General features: G+C 71.0%; 21 protein-coding genes. 7 read left to right on the top strand and 14 right to left on the bottom strand.

What is annotated here, in order from left to right; translation table 11 throughout:
- The first annotated feature begins 77 nt into the window (after positions 1-77).
- The 4 genes from AB0G28_RS20865 to AB0G28_RS20850 all read left to right on the top strand — a co-directional run bounded on the left by AB0G28_RS20865 (position 78) and on the right by AB0G28_RS20850 (position 4,374).
- Positions 78-977: a TIGR03620 family F420-dependent LLM class oxidoreductase gene (locus tag AB0G28_RS20865; protein WP_361091053.1), complete on the top strand. Its 900-nt coding sequence runs from the start codon at positions 78-80 to the stop codon at positions 975-977.
- Complete coding sequence (locus AB0G28_RS20860) at positions 974-1,798, top strand: TIGR03620 family F420-dependent LLM class oxidoreductase (protein ID WP_361091050.1); 825 nt, start codon at positions 974-976, stop codon at positions 1,796-1,798. Before AB0G28_RS20865 ends, AB0G28_RS20860 begins: the two co-directional genes overlap by 4 nt.
- Before the next feature lie 301 nt (positions 1,799-2,099).
- Positions 2,100-3,422: an ankyrin repeat domain-containing protein gene (locus AB0G28_RS20855; protein ID WP_361091048.1), complete on the top strand. Its 1,323-nt coding sequence runs from the start codon at positions 2,100-2,102 to the stop codon at positions 3,420-3,422.
- Between the two features lie 70 nt (positions 3,423-3,492).
- The gene (locus AB0G28_RS20850) at positions 3,493-4,374 is read left to right on the top strand and encodes a nuclear transport factor 2 family protein (RefSeq protein ID WP_361091045.1); all 882 of its coding nucleotides are present in this window, start codon (positions 3,493-3,495) and stop codon (positions 4,372-4,374) included.
- Here the strand turns inward: AB0G28_RS20850 and AB0G28_RS20845 are convergent.
- From AB0G28_RS20845 to AB0G28_RS20830, 4 genes are all read right to left on the bottom strand, one after another.
- Positions 4,371-4,640 (bottom strand): DUF397 domain-containing protein, encoded by a 270-nt coding sequence (locus AB0G28_RS20845; protein WP_361091042.1) that lies wholly within the window; start codon positions 4,638-4,640, stop codon positions 4,371-4,373. The genes AB0G28_RS20850 and AB0G28_RS20845 overlap by 4 nt on opposite strands.
- Before the next feature lie 116 nt (positions 4,641-4,756).
- On the bottom strand, positions 4,757-5,770 hold the full coding sequence (gene ilvC, locus AB0G28_RS20840; protein WP_361091039.1) for a ketol-acid reductoisomerase: 1,014 nt from the start codon (positions 5,768-5,770) through the stop codon (positions 4,757-4,759).
- 31 nt (positions 5,771-5,801) lie between these two features.
- On the bottom strand, positions 5,802-6,308 hold the full coding sequence (gene ilvN, locus AB0G28_RS20835) for an acetolactate synthase small subunit (protein ID WP_003080760.1): 507 nt from the start codon (positions 6,306-6,308) through the stop codon (positions 5,802-5,804).
- 2 nt (positions 6,309-6,310) lie between these two features.
- Positions 6,311-8,191: an acetolactate synthase large subunit gene (locus tag AB0G28_RS20830; RefSeq protein ID WP_361091036.1), complete on the bottom strand. Its 1,881-nt coding sequence runs from the start codon at positions 8,189-8,191 to the stop codon at positions 6,311-6,313.
- A 323-nt stretch (positions 8,192-8,514) separates the two neighbouring features.
- Here AB0G28_RS20830 and AB0G28_RS20825 point away from each other — a divergent pair, with 323 nt between their 5' ends.
- Positions 8,515-8,964 (top strand): PH domain-containing protein, encoded by a 450-nt coding sequence (locus AB0G28_RS20825; protein ID WP_361091033.1) that lies wholly within the window; start codon positions 8,515-8,517, stop codon positions 8,962-8,964.
- A gap of 47 nt (positions 8,965-9,011) precedes the next feature.
- The gene (gene ilvD, locus AB0G28_RS20820) at positions 9,012-10,856 is read left to right on the top strand and encodes a dihydroxy-acid dehydratase (protein ID WP_361091030.1); all 1,845 of its coding nucleotides are present in this window, start codon (positions 9,012-9,014) and stop codon (positions 10,854-10,856) included.
- Positions 10,857-11,009: 153 nt separating this feature from the next.
- On the opposite strand, the gene AB0G28_RS20815 is transcribed toward ilvD, so the two are convergent.
- On the bottom strand, positions 11,010-11,585 hold the full coding sequence (locus tag AB0G28_RS20815) for a DoxX family protein (protein ID WP_361091027.1): 576 nt from the start codon (positions 11,583-11,585) through the stop codon (positions 11,010-11,012).
- Positions 11,586-11,629: 44 nt separating this feature from the next.
- Positions 11,630-12,538, bottom strand: a complete 909-nt coding sequence (locus AB0G28_RS20810) for an NAD(P)-dependent oxidoreductase (RefSeq protein WP_361091024.1) — start codon at positions 12,536-12,538, stop codon at positions 11,630-11,632.
- A 64-nt stretch (positions 12,539-12,602) separates the two neighbouring features.
- Between AB0G28_RS20810 and AB0G28_RS20805 the strand changes: the two genes are divergently transcribed.
- A complete protein-coding gene (locus tag AB0G28_RS20805; RefSeq protein ID WP_361091021.1) occupies positions 12,603-13,811 on the top strand; it encodes a PQQ-dependent sugar dehydrogenase in 1,209 nt (402 codons plus the stop codon).
- Positions 13,812-13,868: 57 nt separating this feature from the next.
- Here the strand turns inward: AB0G28_RS20805 and AB0G28_RS20800 are convergent, their stop codons facing one another.
- From AB0G28_RS20800 to gatC, 8 genes are all read right to left on the bottom strand, one after another.
- Entirely contained in the window at positions 13,869-15,011 is a 1,143-nt protein-coding gene (locus AB0G28_RS20800) for a Gfo/Idh/MocA family oxidoreductase (RefSeq protein ID WP_361091018.1), read from the bottom strand.
- Positions 15,008-15,742, bottom strand: a complete 735-nt coding sequence (locus AB0G28_RS20795) for a cupin (protein ID WP_361091015.1) — start codon at positions 15,740-15,742, stop codon at positions 15,008-15,010. The genes AB0G28_RS20800 and AB0G28_RS20795 overlap by 4 nt, the downstream gene beginning before the upstream one ends.
- Positions 15,739-16,659 carry a PmoA family protein gene (locus AB0G28_RS20790; RefSeq protein ID WP_361091012.1) on the bottom strand — a complete coding sequence of 307 codons (921 nt, stop codon included), beginning with the start codon at positions 16,657-16,659 and terminating at the stop codon, positions 15,739-15,741. Before AB0G28_RS20790 ends, AB0G28_RS20795 begins: the two co-directional genes overlap by 4 nt.
- Positions 16,656-17,750, bottom strand: coding sequence for a Gfo/Idh/MocA family oxidoreductase (locus tag AB0G28_RS20785; RefSeq protein ID WP_361091009.1), 1,095 nt, complete (start codon positions 17,748-17,750; stop codon positions 16,656-16,658). The genes AB0G28_RS20790 and AB0G28_RS20785 overlap by 4 nt, the downstream gene beginning before the upstream one ends.
- Positions 17,751-18,065: 315 nt before the next feature.
- Positions 18,066-18,596 carry a hypothetical protein gene (locus tag AB0G28_RS20780; protein ID WP_361091006.1) on the bottom strand — a complete coding sequence of 177 codons (531 nt, stop codon included), beginning with the start codon at positions 18,594-18,596 and terminating at the stop codon, positions 18,066-18,068.
- A 3-nt stretch (positions 18,597-18,599) separates the two neighbouring features.
- Entirely contained in the window at positions 18,600-20,105 is a 1,506-nt protein-coding gene (gatB, locus tag AB0G28_RS20775; protein ID WP_361091003.1) for an Asp-tRNA(Asn)/Glu-tRNA(Gln) amidotransferase subunit GatB, read from the bottom strand.
- The gene (gene gatA / locus AB0G28_RS20770; RefSeq protein ID WP_361091001.1) at positions 20,102-21,619 is read right to left on the bottom strand and encodes an Asp-tRNA(Asn)/Glu-tRNA(Gln) amidotransferase subunit GatA; all 1,518 of its coding nucleotides are present in this window, start codon (positions 21,617-21,619) and stop codon (positions 20,102-20,104) included. Before gatA ends, gatB begins: the two co-directional genes overlap by 4 nt.
- Positions 21,616-21,915 carry an Asp-tRNA(Asn)/Glu-tRNA(Gln) amidotransferase subunit GatC gene (gene gatC, locus AB0G28_RS20765; RefSeq protein ID WP_361090998.1) on the bottom strand — a complete coding sequence of 100 codons (300 nt, stop codon included), beginning with the start codon at positions 21,913-21,915 and terminating at the stop codon, positions 21,616-21,618. Before gatC ends, gatA begins: the two co-directional genes overlap by 4 nt.
- Between the last annotated feature and the right edge of the window lie 54 nt (positions 21,916-21,969).

Genomic DNA, 21,969 nt, shown 5'->3' with positions numbered 1-21,969 from the left:
CTTACCGGGTAGCCAATCGGAGGCTGCCTCCGTATATTAACCGGAGGCAGCCTCAGCTTACTGGAGGGAACTCGAGGATGACCCTGATCGAAGACACCCGGGCACGGCTCGGCGCGGTCGGCGCCTGGTTGCCGAGCGCACCCCTGGCCCCGCCCCCGGACGTCGAACGCGCGGCGACGCGACGGCTCGCCGACGCCGGCTACCGCTCGGTCTGGAGCGGCGAAGGACCCGGCTCGCGGGAGGTGTTCGCCCACTTCGGCGATCTGCTCGCGTCGGTGCCGGACGTCGTGCTCGGCACCGGCATCGCGAACCTGTGGGCCCGGCGCGGGGCGACCGCGCAGAAGGGCGGCGCGACGCTCGCCCAGGCCCACCCCGGCCGGTTCGTGCTCGGCATCGGCGCCGGGCACGCGTTCCAGGCCGAAAAGCTCGGCGAGGCCTACCGGCCGATCGACCGGATGCGCGCGTATCTGTCCGATATGGACGCCGCGGAAGCGGAAAACCCCTCGCCGGTCGCGTTTCCGCGGATACTGGCCGCCGTCGGGCCGAAGATGCTGGAGCTGGCCCGCGACCACGCGGACGGCGCGCACCCGTTCGCCCAGCCGGTCTCGCACACGCCGTACGCCCGCGAAATCCTCGGGCCGGACAAGCTGCTGATCCCGCAGCAGACCGTCCTGCTCGGCACGCGCGAGGACGCCCGCGAGAGCGTCCGGCGCCGGGTGGCGCAGTCGCGCGAATACCGGGTGACGGCGTACATCGCGGGCTGGAAACGGCTCGGCTACCGCGATGCCGACATCGACGGGCCCAGCGACCGGTTCGTCGACGACCTCGTGCTCTGGGGCGACGCGGGCACCATCGCCAAGCGCCTGGACGAGGTGCTCGACGCGGGCGCGGACCACGTGCTGCTGACGCCGTCCGCGACGTCGTTCGAGTCCACTGTGGACATCCTGCTCGAGCTGGCCCCGGAGGTGGTCCGATGAGCGTCGGGGTCTGGCGGTTCTTCGACGGCGCACCCGTCGGCGTGGTGCGCGAAACGGCCGCGGAGGTGGAGGAGCTCGGCTTCGACGCGCTCTGGTTCGGCGAGTACGCCGGCCGGGACGCGTTCACGCAGGCGGCGCTCATCCTGGCGGCGACGTCCCGGCTCACCGTGGCCACCGGGATCGCGCGGTTCGACCGCCGCGCGCCGATCACGGCGGAGGCGGCGACCCGGGCGCTCGGCGAGGCGTACCCGGGCCGGTTCACCGTCGGCCTCGGCGGTCACTCCCCGGGCGCGCGGCCGATTTCGGCGATGCGCGAGTACCTCGAGGGGATGGACGCGGCCGAACTGCCCGCCCTGCCACCGCCGTCGCCACGGCCCCGGCGGCTGATCGCGGCCCTCGGTCCTCGCGCACTGGACCTGGCGGCCGAACGAGCGGACGGCGCGCACCCGTACTTCGTCCCGCCGGAGCACACGGCGATCGCGCGGGAGCGGCTCGGCCCGGGCAAGTACCTGGCCGTCGAGCAAGCGGTGATCCTGGACGCTTCGCCGCAAGAGGCCCGCGAAGCGGCACGGGAACACGTGGGCCTGTACGTCCGGCAGGCGCCGCACCACCAGGCGAACCTGCGCCGCCTCGGCTTCACCGACGACGACCTCGCCGACGGCGGCAGCGACCGCCTGGTCGACGCGATCGTCGCAACCGGCGAACAGGCCGCCGCCGACCGGATCCGGGCCCACCTCGACGCGGGCGCGGACCACGTCTGCGTCCAGGTCCTGGCCCGCACCCCGAAGTCCTACAGCCTCCTGGCCACCCTCCGCCCGTGACGAAAGGGTCGACTCGCGTGATCAGGAAGCCGACACGCGTGATTGAAGCGACGACACGGCGAGGAGTCCGAACCTCCGCCGTGTCGACCTTCCCATCACGCGTGTCGACCCTCCAATCACGCGTGTCGGCTCTTCGATCACGCGGGATCCGGGTTCGGGGGTAGGGTGGCGGGGCGCGGTGCGGGCCGCGTCCCGTCCGCGGAAAGGGCCGAGCCCACCCCTGCTTCACCGCACCACCAGCTCCGCACCTTCTTTCCTGCCCGGTGCCGGCGGACCACGGGCGACGAGGGAAGGAGGCACCATGGGCACGCTGCCCGCGAAACCCAGCCTGGACCAGCTGCGCAAGCGCGCGAAGGACCTCGCGCGCGCCGAAGCCGTGAAGCTGTCCGAAGCGCAGTTCCGGATCGCCCGCGAACACGGGTTCCCGAGCTGGCCGAAGCTGCAGGCGTACGTCCGGCGCGTCACCGAACACGGCGAAACCCTGCAGCACCCGTACCACCAGGACGTCGGGTACTACGCCGAGCGCGCGCTCGGGCTGCTCGCCTCCGCCGAGGACGAGACGCCGGGCGCGCGCGAGCCGTTCGACCGCTGGGGACAGCCGCTCACCCGGGACGGCGCCCGTGCGGTCGTCGCCCGGGAGCACGGTTTCGGCTCCTGGAAAGGACTTCGCGACCACGTCAAGTCCCTTGAGGACAGTGGCGAGCCGTTCGCCCGCGCGTACCGGGCCGTCGAAGACCGGGACCCCGCGAAGCTCGAGTCCCTGCTCGACGAGTTCCCCGGGCTGGTCACCGCCCGCGGCACCAACGGCAACGACCTGCTCGGCATGGCCGGCGCGACCGGCGACGAACGGCTCAGCCGGGTCCTGCTCGACCACGGCGCCGACCCGTCGCGTGGCAACGTCCACGGCTGGACGCCCCTGCACCAGGCCGCCTACAGCAACCTGCCGCTCCTGCTCGACCTGCTCGTGGCAGCGGGCGCCCCGGTCGACGTCTCCGCCCGGGGCGACGGCGGCACTCCCCTGGTCGTCGCCCTCTTCTGGGGCCACCGCGAAGCGGCCGAGAAGCTGGCGCAGCACAGCCGGGCGCCGGGCAACCTCCGCGTCGCGGCCGGGCTCGGCGACGTCGACGCCATCGACGAACTCCTGACCTCGGCCCGCGGCGGCGCCCACCGCGGTTTCTACCGTCCCCACAGCGGTTTCCCGCATTGGCAGCCGACGGACGACCCCGCCGAAGTCAAGAACGAAGCCCTGTCCTGGGCGGCACGCAACGACCGCGTCGACGCGCTGAGCACCCTCGTCGCCCGGGGCGCCGACGTGAACGCCGACGTCTATCGAGGCACCGCGCTGGCCTGGGCGGCCGCCCAAGGCAAGCTCGACGCCGTCCGGACGCTCGTCGACCTCGGCGCCGACGTGAACCACGCCGGCACGTTCGGCGGCCCGAACCACGGCGAAGGCGTCACGGCGCTGCACCTGGCCGCGCAGTCCGGGCACCTCGACGTCATCCGCGCTCTCCTGGAAAACGGCGCCGACCGCGAAGCGCGGGACGAAATCTTCCACAGCACCCCGGAGACGTGGGCCGAGGTGTGCGGACAGCCGGCCGCGCGGGACCTGCTGCGAACCCGGTAGACAACCGGAGTCTGTAGTCCGTATCGTCGCAGACGGACTACAGACTCCGCTTTGCCCACTGGGAGGATCCATGACTTCACCCCGCGACGTGTTCGCCGCGCTGTCCGACGGCATCAGCGAAGGACGGTGGGACGAGCTTTCCGCGCTCTACGCCGAAGACGCCGTCGTCGAACACCCCCAAGCCGTGCCGCGGCCGGGCCGCATCACCGGCCGCGCCACCGTGCACGAGCGGTTCACCAGCGCCCTCGCCACCACCCTGCGGCTCAAGCGCCGGAACGTCGTCGTCCACGAGACGACCGACCCCGAGGTGATCGTCGCCGAATACGACTACGACGCCGAGTCGGTGGCGACCGGCAAGACGATCCCCACGGCCAACATCCAGGTGCTGCGCGTCCGCGACGGCCTGATCGTGCACTCCCGCGACTACCACGACTACCTGCGGCTCGCCGCGATCCGCGACGGCGTCGACGACCTGGCCAAGGCCTACGACCAGGCGCCGCCCCGCGAGTTGTCGCCGATCGCACCACGGACGTCGAGCGACCCGAAGAGCCGTCGCGGGGTGTTCGAGCAGCTCGTCTACGGCGTCTGCGACAAGGTCGGCCCGGACCTGGCGGAGCTGTACGGCGAGCCGACGCACGTCACCCACCCGTTCCAGCCGGGATCGGCGGTCGTCCGCACCCGCGAGGAGCTGCGGACGCACTTCGGGCAGGCCGCGGCCATGGGCGTCGACTTCGAAGTCGCCGACCTGGTCACCTACGAAGGCACGGACCCGGAGATCCTGATCGCAGAGTTCGCCTACCAGGGCAGCTACGGCGGCCGTCCGGTCCGGATCGCGAACATCTTCGCCATGCGGATCCGCGATGGCCTGGTCGTCGAATCCCGCGACTACGGCGACCACCTCGGCATCGCCGGCGACCTCGGCAAGATCCCCGAACTGGCGGCGAAGCTCTAAGCCTCCGCGGCGAGGTCCTCGGGCAGATCGAACTCGCCGTCGTAGACGCCCTTGAGGAAGGCGTCCCATTCCGAAGGGGTGAAGACCAGGACCACGCCGTCGGGATCCGTCGACTTCCGCATCGCGACGTAGGTGACGCCGTCGGTGTGCGGCACGAAGGCGTACTCGACGACCTCTTCGAGGGTGACGCCCGCGGGTTCGCCCCGGATCCACTCGGCTTGCGAAAGGTCGAGGTGGTGCCGGATGTGCGCCTTGTCGTCGGTCATGCGGTCAGCGTAACGAGACGCCGCAGCGGACGCCCGGCACCCACACGCCCCCAGGATAACGAGACACCGAAGGGGGGACACCCGGTACCGGGTGTCCCCCCTTCGGCCGGGAAAAATCAGGCGGTCTCGGTGATCGGCCGGTCGACCCAGGACATCAGGTCGCGCAGCTTCTTGCCGGTCGCTTCGATCGGGTGCTGGTTGCCCTGCTCCTCGAGCTTGGTGAAGTTCGGCCGGCCGGCCTCGTCCTCGGCGACCCATTCGCGGGCGAACGTGCCGTCCTGGATCTCGCCGAGGATCTTCTTCATCTCCTCCTTGACCGCCGGCGAGATGACGCGCGGGCCGCGGGTCAGGTCGCCGTACTCGGCGGTGTCGGAGATCGAGTAGCGCTGGCGCGCGATGCCGCCCTCGTACATGAGGTCGACGATCAGCTTCAGCTCGTGCAGCACCTCGAAGTAGGCGATCTCCGGCGCGTAGCCGGCCTCGGTGAGCACCTCGAAACCGGTCTGCACCAGCGCGGACGCGCCACCGCAGAGCACGGCCTGCTCGCCGAAGAGGTCGGTCTCGGTCTCCTCGGTGAACGTCGTCTTGATGACACCCGCGCGGGCGCCACCGATGGCGGCCGCGTAGGAGAGGGCGAGCGCCTGGGCGTTGCCGGAGGCGTCCTGCTCGACGGCGATGAGCGCCGGGACGCCCTTGCCGTCGACGAACTGGCGGCGGACCAGGTGGCCCGGGCCCTTCGGGGCGACCATCGCGACGTCGACTCCTGCCGGCGGCTTGATCAGGTCGTAGCGGATGTTGAAGCCGTGCCCGAAGAAGAGGGCGTCGCCGTCCTTGAGGTTCGGCGCGATGTCCTGCTCGTAGATGAAGCGCTGCTTGGTGTCCGGCGCCAGGATCATGATCAGGTCGGCCTCGGCCGACGCCTCGGCCGGGGTGAGCACGCGCAGGCCCTGCTCCTCGGCCTTCGCCCGCGACTTGGACCCCTCGGGCAGGCCGATGCGGACGTCGACGCCGGAGTCGCGCAGGCTCAGCGAGTGGGCGTGGCCCTGGCTGCCGTAGCCGATGACAGCGACCTTGCGCCCCTGGATGATCGAGAGGTCGGCGTCGTCGTCGTAGAAGATTTCCACTGCCATGGGGGTACTGCTTCCTTTCCTGACTTACGTCTTAACGCGGTGATGTTGCGGTGATCGAGCGGGCGCCGCGTCCCACCGCGACCATGCCGGACTGGACCAGCTCGCGGATGCCATAGGGCTCCAGCATCCGCAGCAGGGCGCCGATCTTGTCCGACGTCCCGGTCGCCTCGACGGTGAGCGCCTCCGGGGACACGTCCACCACCTTCGCACGGAAGAGCTGGACGGTTTCGAGGACCTGGCTGCGCACGGTGTTGTCGGCGCGAACCTTCACCAGCAGCAGTTCACGCTGCACGGCGGTCGACTGCTCCAGCTCGACGATCTTGATCACGTTGACCAGCTTGTTGAGCTGCTTCGTCACCTGTTCGAGCGGTAGCTCTTCCACGGCGACCACGATCGTCATGCGGGACACCTCGGGGTTTTCCGTGGGCCCGACGGCGAGGGACTCGATGTTGAACCCGCGGCGGGAGAACAGCCCCGACACGCGCGCGAGCACGCCGGGCTTGTTCTCGACCAGGACACTCAGCGTGTGGACGCTCATCGTCAGCGCTCACCTTCCGCGGCGGCGTCGGCCTGCTCGGCCGAAACCTCGTCGTCGTCGAACAGCGGCCGGATGCCCCGGACCGCCATGATCTCGTCGTTGCCGGTGCCGGCCGCGACCATCGGCCACACCTGGGCATCCTTCCCCACGACGAAGTCGATCACGACGGGGCGGTCGTTGATTTCCATCGCGCGGCGGATGGTGGCGTCGACGTCTTCCTTCGTCTCGCACCGCAGGCCGGCGCAGCCCAGCGCCTCGGCCAGCAGGACGAAGTCCGGGATCCGGTGCTTGTGCGTGCCGAGGTCGGTGTTGGAGTACCGCTCCGAGTAGAACAGGTTCTGCCACTGCCGGACCATGCCCAGGTTGCCGTTGTTGATGACGGCGACCTTGATCGGCGCGCCCTCGATGGCGCAGGTGGCCAGCTCCTGGTTGGTCATCTGGAAGCAGCCGTCGCCGTCGATGGCCCAGACCTGCTTGTCCGGGACGCCGAACTGCGCGCCCATCGCGGCGGGCACCGCGAAGCCCATGGTGCCGAGGCCGCCGGAGTTGATCCAGGTGCGCGGGTTCTCGTACTTGACGAACTGCGCGGCCCACATCTGGTGCTGGCCGACACCGGCGGCGTAGACGGCGTCCGGGCCGACGATCTCGCCGATCCGCTCGATGACGTACTGCGGCGACAGCGAACCGTCGTCGGGCCACTCGTAGCCGGCCGGGTAGGTCTTGCGCCAGCCGTCGGCCTGGGTCCACCAGTCCGCCAGGTCGGGCTTGCCGTTGTGGTCGAACTCCGTCTGCACGGCGGTGATGAGCTCGCCGATGATCTCCTTGCAGTCGCCCACGATCGGGACGTCGGCCTTGCGGTTCTTGGAGATCTCGGCCGGGTCGATGTCGGCGTGCACGATCGCGGCGTCCGGCGCGAAGGACGACAGCTGCCCGGTGACCCGGTCGTCGAACCGGGCGCCGAGCGCGACCAGCAGGTCGGCGCGCTGCATGGCGGCGACCGCGGCGACCGAGCCGTGCATGCCCGGCATGCCGAGGTGCTGCGGGTGCGAGTCGGGGAACGCGCCGCGCGCCATCAGCGTGGTGACGACCGGGATGTTCGTCAGCTCGGCGAGCTGCTTCAGCTGCTCGTGCGCCTCGGCCTTGATGACGCCGCCGCCGACGTAGAGCACCGGGCGCCGCGACTTCGCGATCAGCTTCGCGGCTTCGCGGACCTGCTTGCCGTGCGGGCGCAGCGTGGGGCGGTAGCCCGGCAGCCGCAGCTCGGTCGGCCAGGAGAACGAGGTCATCTCCTGCAGCACGTCCTTGGGGATGTCCACCAGGACGGGGCCGGGTCGGCCCGTCGCGGCCAGGTGGAACGCCTCGGCGATGGTCCGCGGGATGTCCGCCGGGTCCGTGACGAGGAAGTTGTGCTTGGTGATCGGCATGGTGATGCCGCAGATGTCGGCTTCCTGGAACGCGTCGGTGCCGATCAGCGCCCGGGTCTGCTGGCCAGTGATGGCCACGACCGGGACGGAGTCCATGTTGGCGTCGGCGAGCGGGGTGACCAGGTTGGTCGCGCCCGGGCCCGAGGTGGCCATGCAGACGCCGACCTTGCCGGTGGCCTGGGCGTACCCGGTGGCCGCGTGGCCGGCGCCCTGCTCGTGGCGGACCAGGACGTGACGGACCTTCGTCGAGTCGAGGAGGGGGTCGTAGGCGGGCAGGATGGTGCCGCCCGGAATGCCGAAGACCACCTCGGCGCCGACCGCCTCGAGCGAGCGCACGAGGGACTGCGCGCCGGTGACGCGCACCGGGGTTCCCGCCGGTGGCGCCGGCTTCGGACGTGCTCCGGGCGTTCCGGGCGTCGGCCCGGGTTTCGCGTCGCTGCGCGACGTGGCACTGGTCATCGGATCTGCCTCGTGGGTCTCGGTGTCACTCGTTCGGGTCGGTTTTGTGCGGTGGGGCGGGGAATCTCTTCCCTAGGGCAACAAAAAACCCTCGCCGACCGTAAGGTCGCACGAGGGTCGCGCGTCGACGCAGCGGAAAGTCTTCCCTAAGCGTCGACGCGCTTGGGAAGTACGAGGCCGGTCAGCGGTGTCACGGCGATGACGCTAGACCGAACGCCGCTCGGGTGTCAACTCTGCGGGACGGCGCGTCCGCATGCTGGACGCACGTCACGTCGTCCCGACCCGGGTCCGGGCCGGTCAGCGGGGCGGTGCACCATTTCCGGGTGGCCGAAAAACAGCAGGACGAAGGCCGGAAGGCCGTCTTCCGCATCCCCCGCACGTCGTTCATGGCGATCGCCCTCCTGACGATCTGCGTGACGCCGATCGCGCTCGGGGAGATCCCGTACCTCGAGTGGCTCTACCTCTTCCCGATCGCGCTGACGGTGTTCGTGGTCCGCACCCGGACCGTCGCCACCCGCGAAGGCCTGGCGATCCGCACGATGTTCGGCAAGCGGGACGTGCCGTGGTCGGCACTGAAGGGGCTCGCGATCACCAAGAAGGCGCGGGTGCAGGCGGTGCTGAAGGACGACACGAAGGTGCCGCTGCCGACCGTGCGGACCCGGCACCTGCCGGTGCTGTCGCTGGTGAGCGAGGGCTTGATCGCGGATCCCAGCGGGCAGCTGAGCGCGGAGGACATCAAGCCCGGGGCTTCGGAGACTTCAGCCAGCGAGTAAATTGGTCCTACCAAATTCGCCGGCCACCCTTTGACCTGGGAGTTCCCGTGCCCGCTCTCCGTTCCCGGACCACCACCCACGGCCGCAACGCGGCGGGCGCGCGCTCGCTCTGGCGCGCCACCGGCATGACCGACAGCGACTTCGGCAAGCCGATCGTGGCGATCGCCAACTCCTACACGCAGTTCGTGCCGGGTCACGTGCACCTGAAGGACCTCGGCGAGATCGTCGCGGACGCGGTCAAGGAAGCGGGCGGCGTCGCGCGCGAGTTCCACACGATCGCCGTCGACGACGGCATCGCGATGGGTCACTCCGGCATGCTCTACTCGCTGCCTTCGCGCGAGATCATCGCCGACTCGGTGGAGTACATGGTCAACGCGCACCAGGCCGACGCGCTGGTGTGCATCTCCAACTGCGACAAGATCACCCCGGGCATGCTGAACGCGGCGATGCGCCTGAACATCCCGGTGGTGTTCGTCTCGGGCGGCCCGATGGAGGCCGGCAAGGCCGTGGTGGTGGGCGGCGTCGCGCAGGCCCCGACCGACCTGATCACCGCGATCGCGGCGTCGGCGAGCCCGGAGGTCGACGAGGACGGACTCGCGATCGTCGAGCGCTCGGCCTGCCCGACCTGCGGTTCCTGCTCGGGGATGTTCACCGCGAACTCGATGAACTGCCTCACCGAGGCGCTGGGGTTGTCGCTGCCGGGCAATGGCTCGACGCTGGCGACGCACGCGGCTCGCCGGGCGCTGTTCGAGGAGGCCGGGCGGACGGTCGTCGAGCTGTGCCGCCGCTGGTACGAGCAGGACGACGCGTCGGTCCTGCCGCGCTCGATCGCGTCGAAGGCGGCGTTCGAGAACGCGATGGCGCTGGACATGGCGATGGGCGGTTCGACGAACACGGTGCTGCACATCCTCGCCGCGGCGCAGGAGGGTGAGGTCGACTTCACGATCGCGGACATCGACGCGATCGGCCGCCGTGTGCCGTGCCTGTCGAAGGTGGCGCCGAACTCCGACTACCACATGGAGGACGTCCACCGCGCCGGCGGCATCCCGGCGATCCTCGGCGAGCTGCACCGCGGCGGGCTGCTGAACACCGACGTGTGGTCGGTGCACTCGCCCGACCTGGAGTCGTGGCTGGCGGCGTGGGACATCCGGGCTTCGTCGCCTTCCGCGGCGGCTGTCGAGCTGTTCCACGCGGCGCCGGGCGGCGTCCGCACGACGGAGGCGTTCTCGACGTCGAACCGCTGGTCCTCTTTGGACACGGACGCGGCGGGAGGCTGCATCCGCGACGTCGAGCACGCGTACACGAAGGACGGCGGCCTGGCGATCCTGCGCGGCAACCTCGCGGAGAACGGCGCGGTGATCAAGGCGGCGGGCATCGACGAGGACCTGTGGCACTTCGAGGGCCCGGCGCGGGTGCTGGAGAGCCAGGAGGAGGCGGTGTCGGCGATCCTCAAGAAGGAGATCCAGCCGGGCGAGGTGCTGGTGATCCGCTACGAGGGCCCGGCGGGCGGCCCGGGCATGCAGGAGATGCTGCACCCGACGGCGTTCTTGAAGGGCTCGGGCCTGGGCAAGAAGTGCGCGTTGATCACGGACGGCCGCTTTTCGGGCGGATCATCGGGCATTTCGGTGGGTCACATCTCCCCCGAGGCGGCAGCGGGCGGCCTGATCGGCCTGGTGGAGAACGGCGACCGCATCCTGCTGGACGTCCACGAGCGCCGGTTGGAGCTGCTGGTCGACGAGTCAGTGTTGGCCGAGCGCCGCGCGAAGATGGAGGCGTCCGAGCGGCCATGGCAGCCGAAGGACCGCCAGCGCCCGGTGACGGCGGCGCTGCGGGCGTACGCCCGGATGGCGACCTCGGCGGACACTGGCGCGGTCCGCGACGTGAACAAGTAAGCCAGGAAACGTCCGAAGGCCGCCTCGGTGATCGGGGCGGCCTTCGAGGCTTTCGGGCCCCGGCCGTGAGGGGGACCCCCGATTTCAACGTTACCGGCAGCCACCGACAATTCCGGCGCCGCGAAGCCGAGTTGTCCACAGGCCGCCGAAGGCCTACCGCGTCAGGACGATGACCACCACAGCGGCCGCGGCGGCCAGCAGCAGTGAGACCAGCCCGAGCGGCAGCGGCCGCTTCCGCCACGGCGTGTTCCGCTCCAGCGAGATCGGCCCGGCGCCGGTGAACAGCAGGCTCAGCGCCGAAGCCGCGAGCAGCAGCTCGAACTCGAAACCCTGGCCCTGTCCCTCGAAGAACCCGCCGTGGAACTTCGCGTACACGGCGTTGGCGGCGACCCCGAGCAGGCCCGCCGCTGCCAGCGGCGTGAACAGCCCGACGATCACCAAGACCCCGCCGCCAAGCTCCGTGATGCCCGTGATCCACGACAGCAGCGTCGTCTGTTTGTGGTAGCCGAACGTCTCCAGCATCCGCGCGAACCCGCCGATGCCCGGCCCGCCGAACAGGCCGAACAGGTGCTGGAGACCGTGTGCGCCCATGGTCGCGCCGAGCGCCAGTCGCAGGATCAGCAGGCCCAGGCCGAGCCCGCCCTGGCGCGGGGAGTCGTCCGGCCGATCGTCCTCGACACCCGACAGGAGGCTGGTGGGCTGCTGCGAAACGTCGTCTGCACTGCTCACGGGCGAAGGTTAGGGGATGCGGGCTGACCTGGCGAGCCGCCGCGCTAGTACTCCCCGTGCACCAGGTTGTCCGGCAGCTCGCCGCCGGCGTACCGGGCGATTTCCGCCGCCGCGACCGCGTACGAACGGCTTCGCGACCCACGCACCGCCCCGCCGACGTGCGGCGTCATGGCCAGACCTGGCACCGTCCACAGCGGGTGCCCGGGCGGCGGTGGTTCAGGATCGGTGACGTCGAGGGCGGCGCGCAGCCGGCCCGTGGTCAGTTCGGCGACCAAAGCGTCCGTGACCACGACGGCGCCACGCGAAGCGTTGACCAGGACAGCGCCGTCGCGCATCTCGGCCAGGAACGCCGCGTCGACCATCCCGCGGGTGCGCGAGGTCAGCGGCACCATCAGCACCACGACGTCGTGCAGGCCGAGCAGCCCGGGCAGCTCGCGCACGCCGTGCACGCCTTCCCGCGCGTTCATGGCCACCATCGTGCACCGCGCCTCGAACGGTTCCAGCCGGCGCCGCAGGTGCTGCCCGAGGTCGCCGGCGCCGATGACGAGCACCCGTTTGCCCTGCAGCGTGTCCGCCGTCTGCCGCTCCCACCGGCCTTCGCGCTGCGCCGCGGCGAAGACGTCCAGCTTCCGGTACATCGCCAGCAGCACCGCGACGACCCACTCGGCGGTGCTGCCGCCCTGCGCGCCCCGGCAGGTGGACAGCAGGACGCCGTCGGGCACCTTGCCGACCCAGTCGTCGGCGCCGGCGGACAGCAGCTGGATCAGCTTGAGGTTCGGCAGCGTGCGCCACAGCTCTTCGCCCGGCGGGTGCTTGCCCGGGATGAGCACCTCGGCCTTCGAAGCCTCCCCCGGCACCGGCTCGCCCCACTGGTAGCGCACCGGCAGGACCCGCGGGACCTCGGCGAGCACGGTCAGGCCCTCGTCGTCGGGCACCAGCACGGTCAGCGTCATGATCCCAACGTAATCGAGGAGTACTCACCCATGGTTCACGCACCGGCCCCTAGGCTGGGGGATCATGCGCACCCGGTACCGCTCGACCCTGCTGGCGATCTTGGCCTGCGGCGTCCTGCTGCCCGCGGGGTGCGCGCGGTTCGACGACACCGCGGCGGGCCAGACGTTCAGCCCCGCCCCCGTGCCGAGCCCCGAGTCGCCACCCGAGGTCCGCGGTCCCGGCGAGGACTCCGGCGGCGACGGCAGGCAGATGCAGCCCGGGACCCAGGGCGCGCCGATACCGCCGCCCCAGGGCTGCAAGGACTTCAACCAGTCGGTGATCGCGACCTGCCTGGACACCGTCGCGGCGGTGGCCGGCCTGCCGGGCGACGGCTCGGCGCCGAGCGCGTTGGCCGGCGAGCGCAAGAGCGGCCGGGTCCTGCTCGCGACCGCGGGCAAGGACGCGACGGACTTCGCGAAGCTCGACGTCCAGGCGGCCGGCGACGGCGGCCTGACCGGACTCGCGCTTTCGCCGTCGTACGTCGAGGACCAGCTGGTGTTCGCCTACGTGACGACGGCGACGGACAACCGGGTCGTGCGGTTCGCCAAGGGCCAGCCCGCGAAGCCGGTGCTCACCGGCATCCCGAAGGGCGCGACCGGCAACCGCGGCGTGATCAGCACCGACAACCGCGGCGCGCTGCTCGTCGCGACCGGCGACGCGGGCAACCCGAACGCCGCCGCCGACCCCAACTCGCTCGCCGGGAAGGTGCTGCGGATCGACACGTCCGGCAAGGCCGCGGCGGGCAACCCGAACGGCGCGCTGGCGGTGGCGGCCGGGCTGCACGCCCCGGGCGGGCTGTGCGCGTCGGCCGACGGCGGCCGCGTCTGGGTCACCGACCGGCTCGCCGACAAGGACGCCCTCTACCGGGTGCAGGCGGGCCGGCCGCTGACGACGCCCGCGTGGACGTGGCCGGACAAACCGGGCGTCGCGGGCTGCGCCGACTTCGTCGACGCGAACGGCTCCCTCTCGATCGGCACGTCGCTGGCCGGGAACCTGCAGAACCTGCCGGTGACGGCGGAGGGCGCGATCAGCGGCAAGCCGACGGTCAGCCTCGACGGCAAGACCGGCAAGCCCCCGGCGACGTTCGGGCGGCTCGCCGGGATGAGCATGATCAACCCGCAGGTCGCGGTGGCCGGCACGGTCAACAAGGACGGCGGCCACCCGATCTCGAGCGACGACCGGGTGGTGCTGATCACCCCGGCCACGTCCGGCGGCGGCAACGGCAAGGACTGACCCGGGCCTGACCTGGGGATGGTCCGGAATCGACCATCCCCAGGTCAGCCCAGCCGGTCAGCTCAGCGGCTTCAGCTCCACCCGACGCCCTTCCGCCGACGACGTCAGCCCGGCCTCCGCGAGCTGCAGACCCCGAGCGGCCGAGTAGAAGTCGTAGCGGTGTTGCCGTCCGGCGACCACGTCCCGCACGAACTCCTCCCACTGCGCCTTGAAGCCGTTGTCGAACTCGGTGTTGTCCGGGACTTCCTGCCACTGGTCGCGGAACGGCTCGGTCGCCGGCAGGTCCGGGTTCCACACCGGCTTCGGCGTCGCGGAGCGGTGCTGGACCCGGCAGCGCCGCAGGCCGGCGACCGCGCTGCCCTCGGTGCCGTCGACCTGGAACTCGACCAGCTCGTCGCGGAAGACGCGCGTCGACCACGACGAGTTGATCTGCGCGATCACCCCCGACTCCAGTTCGAAGATGCCGTACGCGGCGTCGTCCGCCGTCGCCGCGTACGCCTCGCCCTGTTCGTCCCAGCGGCGCGGGATGTGCGTCACCGCCTTCGCCGTCACCGCCGAAACGCGGCCGAAGAGGTTCTCGAGCACGTAGTTCCAGTGGCAGAACATGTCGAGCACGATCCCGCCGCCGTCCTCGGCGCGGTAGTTCCAGCTCGGGCGCTGCGCCTCCTGCCAGTCGCCCTCGAACACCCAGTAGCCGAACTCGCCGCGCACCGACAGGATCCTGCCGAAGAACCCGCCGTCGACCAGGCGCCGCAGCTTCCGCAGCCCGGGCAGGAACAGCTTGTCGTGCACGACGCCGTGGCAGATCCCGGCGTCGCGCGCGAGCCCGGCCAGCTCCAGCGCCGCCGGCAACGTCTCGGCGAGCGGCTTTTCGGCGTAGACGTGCTTGCCCGCGGCGATGGCCGCCCGCACCGACGGCTCGCGCGCCGACGTCAGCTGCGCGTCGAAGTAGATCTGGACGTCGGAGAGCGCGGAGTCGGCGTCGGTCGTCCACGCCGTCAGGCCGTGCCGGTCGGCGAGGTCCTTGAGCTTCGCGGCGTTGCGGCCGGCGAGGACCGGTTCGAGCTGCACGCGGCTGCCGTCCGGGAGGAGGACGCCGCCCTCCTCGCGGATCGCCAGGACCGACCGGAGCAGGTGCTGCCGGTAGCCCATCCGGCCCGTCACCCCGTTGAGCAACACTCCGATGCTGGACTGGTTCATCTCTGCAAGCCTTCCTGGTTTGGGGATCCGTCCCACGGGATGTCGTATTCGGCGCGGCGTCCGCACATGCCGTAGCCGTCCGGGTTCGACGGCGTCGCGACCCGGAGGCCGGACTGCTCGAGATGGCTGCCGTCGCCGTCGGCGAGTGCCTTGAGGTGCGCGCCGGTGAGCTCCGCGGCCTTCAGCGCCCCGGCCTGCCAGCGCGGTACCCACTCTGCGACCTTCGGCGCGACCAGCGCGACGGCCGCACGGTGGAAGGCCCGCAACGGTTCGGGATCGCCGTCACGCAGGGCGTCGCGCAACGGCAGGTAACCACGAACGGCCAGGTCACGGCGCTGCCGCGCGGCGTCGTCGGTTTTCGGCAACGCCGCGGCCTCGGCGTAGGCGGCCGGGTCGGCGAGGACGTCGGGCGGGAACGTGAAGACGGCGTCCCCGGCCTCCGGCAGCCCGCTGTTCTGCATGAGGACGGTGACGCGCAGGCCGTCGTCCTGCACCATCCGGTGCACGGTGCCGGGCGCGAACCACGCGATCACCCCGGCTTCCAGGGGCGTCTCCGCGTAGCCGCCGGCGCTCAGCGTCTGGACGGCACCCCGGCCGCCGGTCACGACGTAGGCCTCGGTGCAGGCGAGGTGGACGTGCGGGCTGCCGCCGCAGACGCCGTCCTCCGCCGCCCAATCGTAGGCGCGCAGGTGCGAGACGCCGATGCCACCCGGAAGCGGGAACTCGTTCATGACCATCCGTGCCCATCGAGGTAGCGGGTCACCCGGTCGCGGTCCCAGGCGCCGTCGGCGACGACGATCCGGTAGCGGTAGGTGAAGCTCTCCCCCGGCGGCAGTTCGAATTCCTCGAAAAACGCCCACGAGAAAGCGACCATGGGCTGATCCCCGGACCGGACGAACCAGTGCGACTCGTGGATCGCCTTGTCGTTCTCGGGCGCGTGGGCGAAGACGAGCGTCGAATGCGCGTCGACGTCGTCGTGCTCGCCGACGAAGGCCAGCCACGGCGCCTGCGCGCCCATCATCTCCTCGCCCTCGAGATCGCCGGGCCCGAGCACCCGGCCGCCGCCGAAGTCCCGGGGCCCACGCCAGTGCAGGCCGGTGTACCCGGCCAGCTCGCGGCCGGCGGTGGTCGGGCTGCCGAACTCGAGCGGGGTGTCGCGGATGTTGGTCAGCTCGATCCCCCAGTCGAGCGTCCACGCCCCGTTGTCCGGCTCGACCGAGTGGACGGCGATGTCACGCCGCTCCCGCGCCCACTCGTCGCCGCCGTTGGCGACCCAGGTCAGCTGTTCGGTGAAGGCCAGCCGGTCGCGGCCGACGGTGAAGTCGGCGAACTCGTCGTGCCGCATCGAGCCGATGCGGTCGGGCAGCTCCCGGTACCAGTCGCCGGGGACGTAGGTGTGGCCGCCCCAGAAGTTCTGGCCCGACAGGTGGCTCGCCGTCATCTGCAGGCCCTTGTGCCACCGGTGGTCGGACGGGCGGTAGCCGCTGACGTTCCGGCCGCCGAGGGTCCGGATCGGGTGGACGTAGGGCTTGCGGGACTCGTAGGCCACCGGATCGGGCTTGTACACATAGGACATCAGCCGGACGCCGTCCGCCTCGACGGCCACGTGCTCGCCGTGCCGGTGGGTCACCGTGATCTCCGCGCTCACGCTCCTGCTCCCGTCTCGGCACCGGCCATGGACCGGTAGAAGGCATCGCCGGGGCCGATCTCCCCGCGGCGCACGCCGGCCCCGGTGAACGCGGACTTGTAGAGCGCGGCGACGAACTCGAGCACGCGCCGCCCGTCGTCCCCGCTGCACGGCGGCCGCCGCCCGGCCCGGTAGGCGGCGAGGACCGGTGTGAACGCGGCAGCGTGCGAGCTGGGGACGTCGTCCGACGGGGTGTGCCAGCGCGCCGCCGCCTCTTCGGCGACGTGCGGCGCGGGGGTGTACCGCCAGTCTTTGACGCCGTACCCGTAGAGGTGGGTCAGCTCGGCGGTGGCGTGTTCGCAGTCGATCCGGATCCGGCTCACCTCGTCCGGCGACAGGACACTGTTGACGACGGTCGCGAGCGCGCCCGACTCGAACCGGACGACCGCGGTGGAGACGTCCTCGGTCTCGACGTCGTGCACCAGCCGCGCGGTCATCGCGCGCACCTCGGCCCAGTCGCCGATCAGGTGGAGCAGCAGATCCATCTGGTGGATGCCGTGGCCCATGGCCGGCCCGCCGCCCTCGGTTTCCCACCGCCCCCGCCACGGGACCGCGTAGTAGGCGGCATCGCGGTACCAGGTGGTCTGACAGTGGGCGACGAGCGGACGGCCGAGTTCCCCATCCGCGAGCAGCGTCCGGAAGTGCGTGGCGGCGGACCCGAACCGCTGCTGGAACACGAAGGACACATACGGCCCGCCCTCCCGTTCGGCGGCGGCCATCTCGTCGTATTCGGCGAGCGACCGGCACGGCGGCTTCTCGCACCAGACCCAGGCCCCGCTCTCGAGCGCCTTCTTGGTCTGCTCGACGTGCAGGCCCGGCGGCGTGCAGATCGAGACGAGGTCCGGCTCCTGCTCGGCGAGCAGTGCGTCGAGGTCGAGGTACGGCTTGGCCTGCCCGGTCTCGGCACAGAACGCCCGCACGCGGCTCTCGTCGACATCCACGGCGGCCACGATGTCGACATCCTCGTGGTGGGCCTGGTAGGCGGCCCGGTGACTGTCCGCGATAGCCCCGGTTCCGACGACGGCAACCCGTAAGCGCTTTCCCTGAGCCAACCCGGCTCTCCTTCCTCGCGACAGCGCCCCCGCAGCGGCGACCGACACCTCTTCCACCTCGCACGACGGCGATCCGCGCGACGAGCTGCGCCCCTCCGACCGTTCCAGAAAGCGCTTTCTCACGCAACGGCCGACCGCGATGTCAACGTTGTCAGCAGCGCCGATCAACCGGACGGACGACCCAGCCGTCCCGGTGACGGACACAACGGGGAGTCACCATCCCTGCGCGACGCGGCCCGTACCGGCGCCATGAATTCACGAACGGCAAGCCCCTTGACGAACCCGCCAAGCGCTCCAAGCGACGAGCGCGGGCGGTCAGCGGCTCTTGCTGCGCGGTGCCCGTTTCCGCGGCTGCCGGCTCTCGGCGCGCATCGCCCGCACGTCCAAGAAAGCGACAACGCCCGACGCGAGGGCGGCGAGCAATCCGAGGAACCGGCCGAACCCGGGCTCGATGGCGATCCCGGCGGCGTCGAAGATGCCCCGCTGGTCGGCGTCGAACTCCCAGTCGAGGGTGACCCAGCCCAGCACCATCAGCAGCAGCGCCGCCGCGGCGACCACCAGCCACAGGTGCGGCAGGCCGCTGACCCGCAGGTTCCGGATTCGCCCGAAGACGACCACGACCAGCCCGGCCAGCAACAACGGCAGCGGCGGGCACCACGCGAAGAAGCTCGAGTGCCACGCGTCGCGGACGACGTCACTGTGCGGCAGCTGCGAGAGGACGACCTCGATGTCCGGTTTGTTGGTGCTGAGCGTGGTCCACGGGAGGAACGTCGAACCCAGCGCGAGCAGCCCGGCCGCCAGCCCGAGCCACTCGCGCCAGGTGACGCTTTTGACAGAGAAAGACAACGGTCAGGAACCGACGCGCTCGATGATCAGCTCGCGGACCCGCTTGGCATCGGCCTGCCCCTTGGTCGCCTTCATGACCGCGCCCACGATGGCGCCGGCCGCGGCGACCTTGCCGCCGCGGATCTTGTCCGCGACGTCCGGCTGCGCCGCCAGGGCCTCGTCGATCGCCGCGAGCAGCGCCGAGTCGTCCGAGACGACCTTCAGCCCCCGCTTCTCGACGACCTCGCGCGGCTCGCCCTCGCCGGCGAGCACACCCTGGACGACTTCCTTCGCCAGCTTGTTCGTCAGCTCGCCGGAGGTGACCAGCCCGATCACCTCGGCCACCTGGGCCGGGGTGATCGTCAGCTCGGCCAGCTCGACCTCGCGGGCGTTGGCCTCCTGGGCGAGGGTGTTGACCCACCAGCCGCGGGCCTCGTCCGGCGACGCGCCGGCGTCGACCGTGGCCGCGACGAGGTCGACAGCGCCGACGTTCAGCAGGTCACGCAGGGCTTCGTCGGAAAGCGACCACTCCTTCTGAATCCGCTTCCGCCGCTCCGACGGCATCTCGGGCAGCGTGCCGCGCAGCTCCTCGACCCATTCGCGCGACGGCGCGATCGGGACCAGGTCGGGTTCCGGGAAGTACCGGTAGTCCTCGGCGGTCTCTTTCGTCCGGCCGGACGACGTGGTGCCGTCGGCCTCCTGGAAGTGCCGCGTCTCCTGCTTGATCGAGCCGCCCTCGGCGAGGATCGCCGCCTGCCGCGTCATCTCGTAACGGACCGCGCGCTCGACGCTGCGCAGCGAGTTGACGTTCTTCGTCTCGGTTCGGGTGCCGAACTCGGTCGCGTCCTTCGCCATCAGCGAGACGTTCGCGTCGCACCGCAGCGAGCCCTGGTCCATCCGGACGTCGGACACGTCGAGCGCTCGCAGCAGGTCCCGCAACGCGCTCACGTAAGCCCGCGCGACCTCGGGCGCCCGCTTGCCGGTCCCGGTGATCGGCTTCGTCACGATTTCGATCAACGGCACGCCGGCCCGGTTGTAGTCGAGCAGCGAGTGCTCGGCGCCGTGGATCCGGCCGGTGGCGCCGCCGACGTGCAGCGACTTGCCGGTGTCCTCCTCCATGTGCGCGCGCTCGATCTCCACGCGCACGACCTCGCCGTCGTCGAGCGTGACGTCGAGGTAGCCGTTGAAGGCGATCGGCTCGTCGTACTGCGAAGTCTGGAAGTTCTTCGGCATGTCCGGGTAGAAGTAGTTCTTCCGGGCGAACCGGCACCACTCGGCGATCTCGCAGTTCAGCGCGAGACCGATCCGGATGGCCCCCTCGACGGCTTTGCCGTTGACCGCCGGCAGCGCGCCGGGCAGCCCCAGGCAGGTCGGGCAGACCTTCGTGTTCGGCTCGCCACCGAACTCGTTCGGGCAGCCGCAGAACATCTTCGTGTTCGTGTTCAGCTCGACGTGCACCTCGAGCCCGAGCACCGGGTCGAACCGCTCGACGACGTCGGCGTAGTCCATCAACTCGGCCACGGCAGTCACTTCGTTCCTCCCAGCTCCGGGACCTTGTGGATGAGCGCCCCGCCGGCGGCGGCGTCGCGGGCGGCCTCGTAGGCGGCGCCGACCCGGTAGAGCCGGTCGTCGGCGAGCGCCGGGGCCATGATCTGCAGGCCGACCGGCAGCCCATCCTCGTCGGACAGCCCGCTCGGCACGCTCATCGCGGCGTTGCCGGCGAGGTTCGACGGGATCGTGCACAGGTCGGCGAGGTACATCGCCATCGGGTCGTCGACGCGCTCGCCGATCTTGAACGCCGTGGTCGGCGTCGTGGGCGAAACGAGGACATCGACCTTCTCGAAGGCGGCGTCGAAGTCACGCGTGATTAGCGTGCGAACCTTCTGCGCCGAGCCGTAGTAGGCGTCGTAGTAGCCGGACGACAACGCGTAGGTGCCGAGCATGATCCGCCGCTTGACCTCGGCGCCGAAGCCCTTCTCACGCGTCAGCGACATGACCTCTTCGGCGCTGTGCGTACCGTCGTCGGCGACGCGCAGGCCGTAGCGCATGGCGTCGAACCGGGCGAGGTTCGACGAGCACTCGCTCGGCGCGATCAGGTAGTACGCGGGCAGCGCGTAGACGAAATGCGGACAAGAGACCTCGACGACCTCGGCGCCCAGTGCCCGCAGCTGCTCGACCGCTGCCTGGAACGACCGCTCGACACCCGGCTGGTAGCCCTCGCCGCCGAACTCCTTCACGACGCCGACCTTGACGCCCTTCAGGTCACCCGTCATGCCCTGCCGGGCAGCGGCGACGACCGGCGGCACCGGCGCGTCGATGGAGGTCGAGTCGCGCGGGTCGTACCCGGCGATGACCTCGTGCAGCAGGGCGGCGTCGAACACCGTCCGCGCACAGGGCCCGGCCTGGTCGAGCGAGGACGAAAAAGCGACAAGGCCGTAGCGCGACACACCGCCGTAGGTCGGCTTGACGCCGACGGTGCCGGTGACGGCACCCGGCTGCCGGATCGACCCGCCGGTGTCGGTGCCGATGGCGATGGCGGCTTCGAACGCCGCGATCGACGCCGACGAGCCACCGCCCGACCCGCCCGGGATGCGGGCGTGGTCCCACGGGTTGTGCGTCGGGCCGTACGCCGAGTTCTCGGTCGACGAGCCCATGGCGAACTCGTCCATGTTCGTCTTGCCGAGGATGACGACACCGGCCTCGCGCAGCTTGCGCGTCACCGTCGCGTCGTACGGCGGGATCCAGCCTTCGAGCGTTTTCGAACCACAGGTCGTCGGCACGCCCTCGGTGGTCAGGACGTCCTTGAGCGCGAGCGGCACGCCGGCCAGCGGCGACGCGGGCGCCTTGCCCTCCGCGATCCCCTCGTCGACCTTCTTGGCCGCGGCCAGCGCGCCCTCGGTGTCGACGTGCAGGAACGCGTGGATGTGGTCGTCGACCTCGGCGATCCGGTCCAGGTGGGCCTGCGCGACCTCGACCGCGGACACCTCGCGCGCGTGGATCTTCCCCGCCAGCTCCGCGGCGGTCAGCTTGATGAGCTCGGTCACTGCTCTTCCCCCAGAATCCGCGGCACCCGGAACCGGCCGTCTTCGGCGGCCGGCGCCCCGGCCAGCGCCTGCTGCTGCGAGAGCCCGGGGACGACGACGTCCTGTCGGAAGACGTTCGTCAGCGGCACGGCGTGCGACGTCGGCGGCACGTCTTCGGCGGCGACCTCGCTCACCTTGGCCACCGAGTCCAGGATCTGGTCGAGCTGGCCGGCGAAGACGTCGAGCTCGTCGTCGGTCACGGCCAGCCTGGCCAGCTTCGCGAGGTGCGCGACCTCGTCTCGGGAAATGTTGGGCACGCGGGTGACTCCCGGGTTGTGCTGTGCGGGTTGTCTCGGAAGCTGCAAGTCTAT

Origin of the sequence: Amycolatopsis sp. NPDC021455 (assembly GCF_040640995.1) — a bacterium.
GTDB lineage: Bacteria > Actinomycetota > Actinomycetes > Mycobacteriales > Pseudonocardiaceae > Amycolatopsis.
This window is presented reverse-complemented; position numbering and strand designations above follow the sequence as displayed.